We start from the raw sequence: 12,643 nt of genomic DNA, 5'->3' as shown, positions 1-12,643 counted from the left end.
TTATGATAAAAGCTTCAGAATTGCCTGACACGATTGCAATCTTTCCATTGGGCGGAGCTTTGTTGCTTCCCCGGTCCCGATTGCCACTGCATATTTTCGAACCGCGATACCTTCAGATGCTGGAGGATGCGCTGAAAACGCGTGAACGGTTGATCGGAATGATACAGCCCAATGAGGTGCCGGGCCGTGCCGGAACCGGGTTGCACACCATCGGATGTGCCGGGCGGATCATGCAGTTTTCCGAGACCGAAGATGGCCGCTATCTGATCACACTTGGTGGTGTTTCCCGGTTCCGCGTCGTCAAAGAGATTGAAGGGTTCACGCCCTACCGACGCTGCGATGTCGTCTGGGACGGGTTTGACCGGGACCTTGGCCCGGATGAAACCGATACAGCGTTCCAGCGCAAAGGCTTTTTAAAGCTGCTGGAGCGGTATTTTGATGCGCGTGAGCTGTCGGCGGACTGGGAAACCCTGAAAGAAGCGGATGACGAATTGCTGGTCAATTCACTGTCGATGATGCTTGATTTTGATCCCGAGGACAAACAAGCGCTGCTTGAAGCCCCATCTTTGACCACCCGCCGCGAGACGCTGGTCACGCTGATGGAGTACCAATTGCGCGGTGGGCAAGAGAGCGAGATGATGCAGTGAGCGAGACCGAAGTGGTGTTTGACCGCCGCATGCTCGAAGCCCTGATCTGCCCGCGCAGCCACGCGACGCTGAAATATGATCAGGAGCGCCAGGAATTGATTTCGGAAGCTGCGAATCTCGCCTACCCTATTCGCAACGGCATTCCGGTGATGCTCACGGATGAGGCGCGGGTGCTGGACTAAAGCGTCATGCGAAAAACCTGAACCACGTAACGCTGCCTGAAATCAAAGATTTCAACCCGTTACGTGATGCTTGATGTTCCAGATATTTCGTCAGACGCTCTAGAGCCTTTGGCCTTTCAGCAGCTTGGGTAACTCTCCGGTCAGACCGGCGGCTTCGCGGATGAAACTCCGACGCAATGCGGGCATATTGCCGACAATCCCCATGCCAATGTCACGGACGGCTCGTAACACAGGGTTGTCGTTTGAAAACAGCCGGTTGAATGTGTCCGTGGCCAGCGCCAAAGTGGTATTATCAAACCGACGCCATTCCTGATAGCGCGACAGCACGCCCTCGGTGCCGATGTCTTCGCCGCGCCGTTTTGCGTCCGTCAGAACCTCGGCCAGTGCGGCGATATCGCGAACCCCGGCGTTCAGTCCCTGACCTGCAATCGGGTGGACGCCATGGGCTGCGTCGCCGAGCAGAACGACCCGGCGCGCGATCAGCGTGTTCGCCAGCGACAGCGACAAAGGGTACGTGTAGCGCGCGCCGACGCGTGAAATATCGCCCAGAAAACTGCCGAACCTTGGTTTGAGGACGTCGATATAGGCATCGTCGGGCATCTCATTGATCCGCGCGGCGTTCTCGGCAGTTTCGCTCCAGACGATGGATGAACGGTTGCCCGTCAGGGGCAGGATCGCCAGCGGCCCCGGCGGCATAAAGAATTGATGTGCGACGCCATGATGCGGCAATGCGTGTTCAACCGCGCAGACCAAGGCCGTCTGGCCGTAGTCCCAGCCCGTGCGTTTGATCCCGGCGCGCGTGGCTGTGCCGGACCCGCGCCCATCACAACCCACAAGCAGCCTGCCCGTCAGGACGCGCCCGCTTGCCAGTGCCACCGATATGCCTGTTGCCTCTGCCGATTGCGAAACCACTGTTTCACCGTGCAGCGTCTGAATGTTTTCATGCGCGTCCGAAGCGCTCAGCAAGGCGGGCCTGAGGTGTCTGTCCTCGACCATATAGCCCATGGGACCTTCTTCGATCTCGGCGTGGTCGAAATGCATGAAAAACGGTGAAGGCCCTTCGCCAGCACGGCCATCGGTCACTTTAATGTCCAGCATCGCCTGCGCGTGAGGTTCCAGCGCATCCCATACGCCAATTGCCTGCAACAGCCGTGTCGAGGTCAGCGCCATCGCATAAGAGCGGCCATCAAAACCGGGGGTCTTGCGGCTGATCAGGGGTACCGAATCGATCATCGTCACGCTGTGTCCGGCCTGAGCCAACGCCAAAGCCAGAGCCGGCCCATTGAGCCCGCCCCCTACGATCAAAATGTCACTGTCAAAGGTCATAGGTCTGAATATGGTCGGGGCGGGGGGATTGTCCATGCGCGGTTGCGTCGCTACCGTCGCACAAATCGAAAGCTTCGGGGGGAATGGCATGCAGGCTTGGCTCAAAATGACGGCGGCTGATCTGGGCAGGGGGATCGCCACGGGGGAAATCGACCCGGTCGATCTCACACAAACCTATCTGGATGCGATCAGCGCACATCCGTTACGGGATAGAATTTACGCCCGTGTGACAGCAGAGCGTGCCTTGAACGAAGCGGCAGCCGCCCGGGATCGCGCGCGCAGTGGTCAGCGTCGTTCGCTGCTGGATGGTGTGCCGATCAGTTGGAAGGATCTGTTCGATACGGCGGGTGTTGCAACTGAGTCGGGATCGCTGCTTTTGAAGGATCGCGTGCCTGATCAGGATGCACAGGTGCTGCAAAACGCCACCGCCGCCGGGCTTGTTTGTCTCGGCAAGACACATATGAGCGAATTGGCGTTTTCTGGTCTGGGCTATAACCCCAGCACGGCGACGCCGCCTTGCGTCAATGATGAGGGCGCGGTGCCGGGCGGGTCTTCTTCCGGTGCGGCGGCCTCTGTGGCGTTCGATCTGGCGGCTGTTGGTGTTGGCTCTGATACCGGCGGTTCGGTGCGTATTCCGGCGGCTTGGAACGACCTTGTGGGTCTCAAGACGACGTCGGGGCGGCTGAGCCTTGAAGGGGTCGTGCCTCTCGCTGCGCGCTTTGATACGGTCGGCCAGCTGTGCCGTTCTGTCGAGGATGCAGCGCTGATGCTGGCGGTGCTGCAAGGGGGCAGGGCGGCGGATCTATCCGGGGCATCCCTTGTCGGCAGGCGTTTGGCGGTGCTGAACACCATCGCGATGGAAGATGTACGCAGCGGTCCCGCAGAAGCGTTTTCCACCGCTGTTTCCAAGCTGGAACAGGCGGGGGCGCAGATAGAGGAGATCCATATCGACGCGGTAAACGATGCGATGGCCCTGACCACATGCCTATATACCGCCGAGGCCTATGGGCTGTGGCGCGACGTGATCGAGGCGAACCCGGACGCGATGTATCAGGAAATTCTCAAGCGCTTTCGTCTTGGCCAGAACCATTCCGGGCCGGATTATGTCGCTGCTTGGGCAGCACTTGAGGCGGCCCGCGTTTCTTACCATCAAGCGACGGCCGGGTTTGATGCGGTCATTTTGCCGACGGCACCCATTTTGCCGCCGAATCTGAACAGGTTGAACACGGATCACGACTATTACGTCACAGAAAACCTGATGTCGCTGCGCAATACGCGCATTGGCAATCTGATGGGGCTTTGCGCGTTGAGCCTGCCAACGGATACGCCCAGTTGCGGGCTTATGCTGATGGCACCGCCGCACCGTGAGGAATCCCTTTTGCGTCTGGGAACGGCGGCGGAACGGGCTTTGGCCTAAAAGACACAAACTGCGATAAAGCTGCGCGTTTTTGTGGACGCAAGGCGTCAGCTTGGCTACCTTAGGGACAACGGGACGATAACGATCCCGACTGAGGCAGTTTTGATGATGTATCCAGAGCGGTTTTCGAACCTTCCGGCACATGCTTGGCCGCGCCTGCGCGCTCTTTTAGACGTGCATGAGGGCGGCGGCGTGCCTGTTCACATGACCATTGGTGAGCCGAAACATGTTTTTCCTCAATGGGTTATGGAAGTCATCAACGAACATTCAGCCGGGTTCAACAGCTATCCGCCCAATGATGGCGCGCCTGAACTGCGTCAGGCCATCGCGAGCTTTGTGCATCGTCGCTACGGCGTGCCCGTCGATGCGGACACGCAGGTCATGGCCCTCAACGGCACGCGGGAAGGGTTGTATAACGCGGTTATGGCCCTGTGTCCGGAGACGAAAAACGGACAACGCCCCGCAATTTTGATGCCAAACCCGTTCTATCAGGTCTATATGATCGCCGCCCTGTCTGTCGGCGCGGACCCTGTGATGGTGCCTGCGACGGTCGAAAACGGTCATCTGCCTGATTTTTCGTCCCTGTCTGAGGAAACCCTAAACCGTACGACAGCGGCCTACATCTGCTCACCGGCCAACCCACAAGGGGCGGTCGCGAGTGCGGAATATTGGCGTGATCTGATCGTACTGGCCGAAAAATACGACTTCAAAGTCTTTGCAGACGAATGTTATTCTGAGATTTATCGCGGCGCGCCGCCCATCGGGGCGTTGCAGATCGCACAAGACATCGGCGCAGACCCGGACCGCGTTGTGATTTTCCACTCCTTGTCCAAACGCTCCAACCTGCCGGGGCTTCGCTCCGGGTTTGTTGCAAGTGGCGCAAAAAACATCACGGAAATCAAGCAGCTGCGAAACTATGCGGGGGCGCCTTTGCCCTTGCCTTTGCAGATGGCTGCCGCCGCGGTTTGGAATGACGAGGTGCATGTGAGCGAAAACCGCGCGCTTTACGTCGAAAAATACGAAATTGCAGACCGGATTTTGGGAAATGTGCCGGGCTATGCAAGCCCGGATGCCGGATTTTTCCTGTGGTTACCGGTCGAAAACGATGAACAGGCGGCGGTGAAGCTTTGGCGCGAAACCGGTGTGCGGGTTTTGCCGGGTGGCTATCTGGCGCAGGACTGGGAGGGGGTAAACCCCGGCCAGGGATATATTCGGGCTGCGATGGTGGCTCCAAAAGCGGAAACTGAGCGGGGCATCCAGATGATCCGCGATTGTTTGTATCCGTGAAAAATATGAAGGGTAAAAAGGGTATGGCATTTCAGACACGCGGGCGGGATCCACTTTTCGACAGCAACATGGCGGAGGCGATGGAAAAGCGCGGGAAAGAGCTTTTCGGTCTGGCGCTGATGATCCTCGGTGCGATGGCCTGCGCGATGATTGCATCCTACACGCCGGATGATCCCAATTGGATGGTATCAACCGACGCGACGGTCCAGAACTGGATGGGGCGGATCGGGGCCTCGATTGCGGCACCGTTGTTCATGATCGTGGGCTGGGGTGCCTGGGGCATCGGGATTGTGCTTTTGGCCTGGGGCGCGCGTTTTGCACTGCACACCGGGGCGGAGCGCGCCTTGGGTCGCCTGATTTTCGCCCCGATTGCGATTGCACTGGGGTCGATTTATGCGGCGACGCTGACACCGGATGGCAATTGGCTCGATACTCATAGCTTTGGGTTGGGCGGCCTGTTTGGTGATACGGTAATGGGCGCAATTCTGACGCTGCTGCCTGTTGGTTCGACCGTCACGGTGAAGCTGATGTCCTTGCTGATGGCCGTTGGTATCATTGTGTTTGGCGGCTTCGTTTTGGGCTTTACGCGCGCAGAGGTTGCGCGGATCGGGCGCTTTCTGCTGATGGGTCTTGTGATGCTTTACGCTGGATTGATGACCTTGCTGGGCCGTAGTGCGCAGGGCGCCGTCTCTACCGCGCAAGAAATTGCGGCGCGGCGCGCCGAACGCAGGGCGCAGGCGGAGGAAATGGCAGCGCTTACGCAAACCGAAGTTGCGCCGATGCCTGAGAACATGATGTTCGAGACACCTGAGCCTGAGCAGAAAAGCGGCTTGTTTGCCCGCATGCCCAGCCTTGTGCGTCGACCAGACGCAATGCCCGAACCGGAGTTGGTCACACAGCCCGACGCACCCGATGTCGAAGAAGGTCCGGGCGAGGACAGAATAAAGGCGCGCATCGCGGATGTGATCAAATCCCGCGTGCGCTCAAGCACCGCAGTGCATGTCCCGACGACGGCCCCGTTGACGCGCGGACGCGGGCGTGGCCCGGATCCGCTGGTGCTGGATACATCCCCGGCTGTGCGGCCTGAACCACCGCTCACTGCGCGGCATGCGCAGGCACCAGAGCCGGAAGTAGAAGACACGGCATCATTTGAGATGCCCGAAGCCCGCGTTGACGAAGTCATCGAAATTCCCCGTCCGGAACCGCGCCGCGTTGTGCAGCAGCCTGTGCGAAAACCGGTTCAACCCTCACGGCGTGCGCAAGCCGAAGCCCAGCCGACGCTGTCGTTCGATGACACCCACCCCGGTTTCGAACTGCCGCCGCTGAACCTGCTGGAAAACCCGATAGACATACCGCGCCTGCAGCTTAGCGATGAAGCGCTTGAGGAAAATGCGCGCATGCTGGAGTCCGTTCTCGATGACTATGGCGTTAAGGGCGAAATCGTCGCCGTGCGTCCCGGCCCGGTCGTGACCATGTATGAACTGGAGCCTGCTCCGGGTCTCAAGGCAAGCCGGGTGATTGGTCTGGCTGATGATATCGCGCGGTCGATGGCGGCCCTTTCTGCGCGGGTATCAACTGTGCCGGGCAGGTCCGTGATCGGGATCGAACTGCCCAATGACACGCGCGAAAAGGTTGTCTTGCGCGAAATCCTGTCTGCCCGGGATTTTGGCGACACGAACATGCGCCTGCCGCTTGCCTTGGGCAAGGATATCGGCGGCGATCCAATCGTGGCCAATCTCGCCAAAATGCCCCACCTTTTGATTGCCGGGACCACGGGGTCCGGTAAATCCGTTGCGATCAATACGATGATCCTGTCGTTGCTGTACAAGCTGTCGCCTCAGGAATGCCGGATGATCATGATTGATCCCAAAATGCTGGAACTGAGCGTTTATGACGGCATTCCACATCTGCTTTCACCGGTTGTGACCGACCCGAAAAAGGCGGTTGTCGCCTTGAAATGGGTGGTCGGTGAAATGGAAGAACGCTATCGCAAGATGTCGAAAATGGGCGTGCGTAACATTGAGGGTTACAATGGCCGTGTGCGCGAGGCGCTCAGCAAGGGCGAGATGTTCAGCCGCACCGTCCAGACCGGGTTTGACGATGATACCGGCGAGCCGATCTTTGAGACGGAAGAAAACACGCCCGTGACGCTGCCCTATATCGTCGTGATCGTTGATGAGATGGCAGACCTGATGATGGTGGCCGGCAAGGAAATCGAAGCCTGCATTCAGCGTCTGGCGCAGATGGCGCGGGCCTCTGGCATCCACCTTATCATGGCGACGCAACGCCCCTCGGTGGACGTGATCACGGGCACGATCAAGGCGAACTTCCCGACGCGGATTTCCTTTCAGGTCACGTCGAAAATCGACAGCCGGACAATCCTTGGAGAGATGGGCGCGGAACAACTTCTGGGCATGGGTGACATGCTTTACATGGCGGGCGGGGCAAAGATCATCCGCTGCCACGGTCCTTTTGTGTCTGACGAAGAGGTCGAGGAAATCGTCAATCACCTCAAGGCATTCGGTGAACCTGACTACGTCAATGGCGTGGTAGAGGGGCCGTCCGAGGATGCAGAAAGCAGTATCGACGCGGTGCTGGGTCTGGGCGGAAACACCGATGGTGAAGACGCGCTTTATGACACGGCCGTGCAGGTGGTCCTGAAGGATCGCAAATGCTCAACCAGCTACATCCAGCGCAAACTGGCCATCGGCTATAACAAAGCCGCCCGTCTGGTCGAGCAGATGGAGGATCAGGGTCTCGTTTCGCCTGCAAACCACGTCGGCAAACGGGAGATTCTCGTGCCAGAGCAGGGATAACGGGCAAAAAAACGCTTCGTTTGACGCGGTGATATCGCATAACAGGCCGATGCCTCCTATGTCACAAGTGAGTTTGAACATCGGAGGATACTTCCTTGAGCCTTATATCGCGCATTCTGTTGGTTGCTTGCTTGTCCTTGGTCCCTGCGGCCTCAGGTGCGGCGGAGCAGTTGAAGCTGGCTGAAATATCCGCCTATCTCAACAGTCTCGAAACGCTGAAGGGCGATTTTCGCCAAATCAACGATGACGGTTCCGTCAGCACCGGGCAGCTTTATATGCGGCGGCCCGGACGCATGCGGTTTGAATACGACCCGCCCGAACAGGCGCTGGTGATTGCGGCAGCCTCTGCCGTCGTCATCATCGATAGGAAATCGAACCAACCGTCAGAAACATATCCGCTGAGCCGCACGCCGCTGTCGCTGCTGCTCGGCCGGGATATTGATTTGACGCGGGCCGCTATGGTGCGCAATGCGCGGTTTGACGGGACATGGACCATCGTGACCGCCGAGGACCCCGACAACCTCGAAAACGGCTATCTTGAGATGTATTTCACCGATCAGCCCACGCGTTTGGAACAATGGGTCATCCACGATGCTTCAGGCGGGCGGACCAGAGTCGTTCTGGGTGAGTTCGAGACGGGCATAAACCTGCCCAACTCTCTTTTTGATCCGGACCGTGAGAAAAGCCGCGACCGCTGAGGTCAGCGGCGCAGGTTACAGGTGGCCAGTTGCGCCTGATAAAGATCGGCGCGCGCGTCCACCTTGTTGGCCACATTCAAGAGCCAGGATTTGCGGTTGTACGACCCACGCGCATAACCTGTGTGCCCCTCGTGATAGGCAAGGTACTGGTTGCGCGCATCATGTAAGGCGATGCCGTTACGCTGCTGGCTGATGTTCATATACCAGCCCATGAAATCGGAGGCGTCGCGAATACGGTCACGGCGGGCCAGACGTTTGCCGGTCGCGCGTTGGTAGTCTGACCATGTGCCATCCAGCGCTTGCGAATAGCCATATGCGCTGGAAACGCGGCCCATCGGGATGACCCCCAAGGCGTATTTATGTGGCGTCTTTGCATTGCCGATAAACCGGCTTTCCTGATGCATTGTTGCCATTTGTACATGCACCGGAACACCCCATTTTTGCTGGGTCCTCTGGAAAGCACGCATATATTCAGGGCGCTGTTGGGCAATGCTGCACGCATCGTTCAGATTACGCGGAGCCGTAGAGGACACCCCCCCGCAGGAGGCGACCAACAGTAAAATTGCCATAGCGCGAAGAGTTCTGCTCATCTGCCTCTCGCTTTTATTTTTTGTTTTTTATTGCAGTAGCGCAAATCTTCGCCAAGGGGAAATCACGTTTTTTACAACAGAAAGCCCAGCAACAGAGGCAAGGCAGCAACAGACATCAGAGTTGAAGCCACAACGAGGCCCGCGACCTCTTCGGCGTCTGCGCCGTATTTTTCCGCCAACATGTAAGACGTCACCGCAACCGGCGTTGCGACCTGCAGAACCAGCACGCCCAAGGCAACGCGATCAAGGGCAAACGCATCACCGACATACCACGCGACGCCTGTGCATATCACCAGTTTAACCGCGCTTAAAGCCGTTGCGCGCAACACCCCGCCCGGTTTCAACCGCGCGATGGCGACCCCAAGTGTGATGAGCATCAACGGAATCGCCATTTGCCCGATGAGGTCGAGCGTATTTGTCACAAAGGGCGGTGTCTGCCAGCCTTGCCATAAAAAGATTGCGCCCAAAATGGTGCCTGCGACCATGGGTTCGCGGATCACCTTGCCCAGCGATCCGGCACCCGCGACCAGCCAGACCCCGAAGGTGAAGGACCAGACCGCCATAATTCCGAAAACGATGATGGCATAGCCAAGGCCCGTTTCGCCATACGCGAAAAATGCCAGTGGCAAACCGATGTTGCCGGTATTGCCAAACATGAGGGGCGCCGCAAATGTCTGGCGGTTGAGTCTGAGCACAAAGACCAACACAAGGATTGCAATTGTGACAATGCCATAAGCCCCGATTGCGGCCAGTGACAGCGCTGTTAAATCCTCCGGAGCGATCTCCGTTTGCATCAAGGAGACGAAAACCAGACAGGGCACCGAGAGCGTCATGGCAAGCTGTGTGACAAACCTGATGCGGTATTCATTGCCCAGTTTAACCCAGACAAATCCGATTGCAGCCAACAAAAACACCGGCGCCACGATTTCGAGCACTGTCAGTGCGAGGTTCACAGACTGTTTCCTTTTTTTGCCGACCAAGTATTGGACAAACACCGCCCGAAGCGTCTACTAACGGAAGCGAGGGGCTGCAATGCTATGATTAAAACACGCGCAAAATATCATCTTGGCCAGATCGTCCGGCACAAAAAACACCCGTTTCGCGGGGTGATCTTTGACGTGGACCCTGAGTTTTCAAACACCGAGGAATGGTATGAAGCCATTCCCGAAGACAGCCGCCCTGTGAAAGAACAGCCGTATTATCATCTGCTGGCCGAAAATGAGCAGAGCTATTACGTCGCCTATGTCTCGGAGCAGAACCTGATTGCGGATTATTCAGGTGAGCCGGTGGATCACCCTGATATCCCCGACTTGTTCGGCCCCCTGCAGGATGGCACCTACCCGCTGCATTTTCAGCTGAACTGAGTGCTCGATCAGTAGCCCAAAGCGCAGCCATCTTTGCGTGGATCACTCGCGCCCTCAAAAACGCCATTGTCATGCATCAGGATCGCCTGCGCCCCGCCAATTGCCGTCTGGGGGATGCTCACCGAGTGCCCCAGATCGGTCAGTTCTTGGCGCACTGCGTCGCTATAGCCGCGTTCGACCTGCATATTGCCCATGTCGGAAAAGGCGCGCGGGGCATCAATCGCTGATTGCGGGTCCATGCCAAAATCGGTGAGGTTGCTGACAAATCGCGCATGTCCGTTCGGCTGGTAAGCCCCGCCCATGACGCCGAACGGCATGATCACCTTGCCGTTCTTGCGCAGCATGGCAGGGATAATGGTGTGCATCGGACGTTTGCCACCCTTGAGCTCATTCGGATGCCCCTGTTCGAGTGTAAAGCCTGCCCCGCGGTTCTGTAGCAGAATCCCGAATTTATCAGAGGCGATCCCCGAGCCAAAATCTTTGAAGATTGAATAAATCAGCGACACGGCCATGCCATCGCGGTCGACAGTGGAAATATAAACAGTGTCCTTGTGGACCATCTCGGTCAAAGGAGCGGCCGCTGGCATCGCTTTGCCCGGATCAATCATCGCGGCCAGTTTTTTGGCCAGCGACATATCCAGCATATGCGCCAACCGCGTGGTGTGATCGGCATCGGCAAGGAAACGGTTGCGGGCGTCATAGGCCAGTTTCGCTGCTTCCGCTTCGATGTGCGCGCGTTCGGTGCCAAAAGGCGCCATCGACGCAAGGTCAAACTGCGCGAGGATGTTGAGCATCAGGATCGCGGTGGCCCCTTGACCGTTGGGGGGATGTTCGACGATTTCGATGTCCTTGTAGGAGCCGAAGATTGGCGTGGTCTCGTCACAGGCTGCGGCGGCAAAATCATCCAATGTGTGGACGCCCCCTGCGGCTTGAAGGGTGGTGACCATGTCTTCGGCAATTTCGCCGGCGTAAAAGGCCGACGCGCCTTGTTCAGCGATGCGGCGCAAGACCTCCGCCTGACCGGGTGCGCGGAAGATATCACCGGTTTTCAGGGGTTTCCCGGCGATCAGGTACTTCTCTCTCGCGCTGCCTTGCAGGTTATGGCCGTAGTTTTCCCAGTCAAAGGCCACGCGCGGTGCGACCGGAATTCCGTCCTGTGCATATTTAATGGATGGTGCCAGCAGCCTATCCAGACCAAGGGTGCCGACCGTTTCAGCTAAATGGGCAAAAGCGGCGACAGCCGTTGGAATTGTAACGGCATGGGCCGAAAAGGGCGGAACGGTGGTTTCACCTGCCACGCGCAAATCATGCGCATCCAAAGCTGCGGGTGCCCGGCCTGATCCGTTCAAAGCGCGCACATTCTGGCGGTCACGATCAGACCACAGAACAAAGCAATCACCGCCGATGCCCGTCATGGCCGGTTCGCACAGGCCCAGCAAGACAGCCCCCGCGATGGCGGCGTCCATCGCGTTTCCGCCTTGTTGCAGAACATCGATTGCGGTTTTTGCCGCGAGCGGGTGAGAGGTTGCACACATGCCGTTGCTGGCAAGAACCGGGGAACGACCGGGGTGGTGAAAATCGCGCATTTGAGGACCTTTAATCAGGGCTGTGTTGCGCGTAAATTAGCGACTTCGATTTGGAAGTCCACGACCCTTGGCTGGATATGTCAATCTGTGCAAAGGGAAGTCCCCGACGCTGCGTACTGGGTGGGGGCTGTTACACGCAGCGTCGAGGGAAGCTTATGTTAGCTACAGGTGTTGGTGTGACGTGCAATCAAGGCAAGAATATGCTCGTAACGGGGCCGTTTGAGGAAAGTACCGAGAAAAACGACCTGCCGTCTTTGCACCTGTTAAGCTGTACCAACTGCAAGGCGCATATCCAGATGGTTCTCGCTTCCAACGCGTTCGTAACGGACGTCCTTTGCGAGATGCGTGATCAGGAACCAACCAAAGCCGCCTTCAGGCATGTCTTCCAGTTCCAAATCCAAAGTGCCCAGTTCGCCCAAGGGCATTTTGCCATCGGGCATTGCATAGCCCTTATCCTTGATCTTCAGGATCAGGCCATCTTTCCGGTGCGCGCATTCTATTGCGATCGGGCCGGAAGGTTGCGACGGTGGATAGGCATGTTCAACAATATTGTTCAAAACCTCTGCCAGGACCAGTTCGATGGTACCGGATTCTTCCACATCCAGTTCCAAAGGACGCAAGGCGTCAAGAAACTGGCTTAGAGCTTCTCTCGCCGCGTATTGCCCGCTCTCTACGCAGACTCTAAATGGACGGAGTTGTTCCGCTTCCATTTAATCGCTCCTTACTGGCA

At 57.7% G+C, this 12,643-nt stretch carries 12 protein-coding genes; 7 read left to right on the top strand and 5 right to left on the bottom strand.

Annotated features, from left to right (window positions below; genetic code table 11):
• Positions 1-2: 2 nt before the first annotated feature.
• On the top strand, positions 3-647 hold the full coding sequence (locus RLO149_RS19055) for an LON peptidase substrate-binding domain-containing protein (RefSeq protein WP_013963712.1): 645 nt from the start codon (positions 3-5) through the stop codon (positions 645-647).
• Complete coding sequence (locus RLO149_RS19050; RefSeq protein WP_013963711.1) at positions 644-829, top strand: Trm112 family protein; 186 nt, start codon at positions 644-646, stop codon at positions 827-829. The genes RLO149_RS19055 and RLO149_RS19050 overlap by 4 nt, the downstream gene beginning before the upstream one ends.
• Positions 830-928: 99 nt before the next feature.
• Here the strand turns inward: RLO149_RS19050 and RLO149_RS19045 are convergent, their stop codons facing one another.
• Positions 929-2,191 carry an FAD-dependent monooxygenase gene (locus tag RLO149_RS19045; protein ID WP_013963710.1) on the bottom strand — a complete coding sequence of 421 codons (1,263 nt, stop codon included), beginning with the start codon at positions 2,189-2,191 and terminating at the stop codon, positions 929-931.
• A gap of 52 nt (positions 2,192-2,243) precedes the next feature.
• Between RLO149_RS19045 and RLO149_RS19040 the strand changes: the two genes are divergently transcribed.
• The 4 genes from RLO149_RS19040 (at position 2,244) to RLO149_RS19025 (ending at position 8,373) form a co-directional block, all read left to right on the top strand.
• The gene (locus tag RLO149_RS19040; protein WP_044025755.1) at positions 2,244-3,572 is read left to right on the top strand and encodes an amidase; all 1,329 of its coding nucleotides are present in this window, start codon (positions 2,244-2,246) and stop codon (positions 3,570-3,572) included.
• A gap of 108 nt (positions 3,573-3,680) precedes the next feature.
• Positions 3,681-4,859: an aminotransferase class I/II-fold pyridoxal phosphate-dependent enzyme gene (locus tag RLO149_RS19035; RefSeq protein ID WP_044025754.1), complete on the top strand. Its 1,179-nt coding sequence runs from the start codon at positions 3,681-3,683 to the stop codon at positions 4,857-4,859.
• 23 nt (positions 4,860-4,882) lie between these two features.
• Positions 4,883-7,675 carry a DNA translocase FtsK gene (locus tag RLO149_RS19030; protein WP_013963707.1) on the top strand — a complete coding sequence of 931 codons (2,793 nt, stop codon included), beginning with the start codon at positions 4,883-4,885 and terminating at the stop codon, positions 7,673-7,675.
• A 104-nt stretch (positions 7,676-7,779) separates the two neighbouring features.
• Positions 7,780-8,373: a LolA family protein gene (locus RLO149_RS19025; protein WP_044025753.1), complete on the top strand. Its 594-nt coding sequence runs from the start codon at positions 7,780-7,782 to the stop codon at positions 8,371-8,373.
• 2 nt (positions 8,374-8,375) lie between these two features.
• Here the strand turns inward: RLO149_RS19025 and RLO149_RS19020 are convergent, their stop codons facing one another.
• Both RLO149_RS19020 and RLO149_RS19015 read right to left on the bottom strand, forming a co-directional pair.
• Positions 8,376-8,963 carry a transglycosylase SLT domain-containing protein gene (locus tag RLO149_RS19020; protein ID WP_013963705.1) on the bottom strand — a complete coding sequence of 196 codons (588 nt, stop codon included), beginning with the start codon at positions 8,961-8,963 and terminating at the stop codon, positions 8,376-8,378.
• Between the two features lie 71 nt (positions 8,964-9,034).
• Entirely contained in the window at positions 9,035-9,916 is an 882-nt protein-coding gene (locus RLO149_RS19015; protein ID WP_013963704.1) for an AEC family transporter, read from the bottom strand.
• Between the two features lie 84 nt (positions 9,917-10,000).
• Between RLO149_RS19015 and hspQ the strand changes: the two genes are divergently transcribed.
• Complete coding sequence (gene hspQ / locus RLO149_RS19010) at positions 10,001-10,327, top strand: heat shock protein HspQ (RefSeq protein ID WP_013963703.1); 327 nt, start codon at positions 10,001-10,003, stop codon at positions 10,325-10,327.
• An 8-nt stretch (positions 10,328-10,335) separates the two neighbouring features.
• Here hspQ and ggt read toward each other — a convergent pair whose 3' ends face one another.
• Both ggt and RLO149_RS19000 read right to left on the bottom strand, forming a co-directional pair.
• Positions 10,336-11,913 (bottom strand): gamma-glutamyltransferase, encoded by a 1,578-nt coding sequence (gene ggt / locus RLO149_RS19005; RefSeq protein ID WP_013963702.1) that lies wholly within the window; start codon positions 11,911-11,913, stop codon positions 10,336-10,338.
• A 263-nt stretch (positions 11,914-12,176) separates the two neighbouring features.
• Complete coding sequence (locus tag RLO149_RS19000) at positions 12,177-12,623, bottom strand: ATP-binding protein (protein ID WP_013963701.1); 447 nt, start codon at positions 12,621-12,623, stop codon at positions 12,177-12,179.
• Positions 12,624-12,643 lie beyond the last annotated feature (20 nt).

Origin of the sequence: Roseobacter litoralis Och 149 (assembly GCF_000154785.2) — a bacterium.
GTDB lineage: Bacteria > Pseudomonadota > Alphaproteobacteria > Rhodobacterales > Rhodobacteraceae > Roseobacter > Roseobacter litoralis.
The sequence above is the reverse complement of the archived record's forward strand: the minus strand, read 5'-3'. Positions and strand labels throughout refer to the sequence as shown.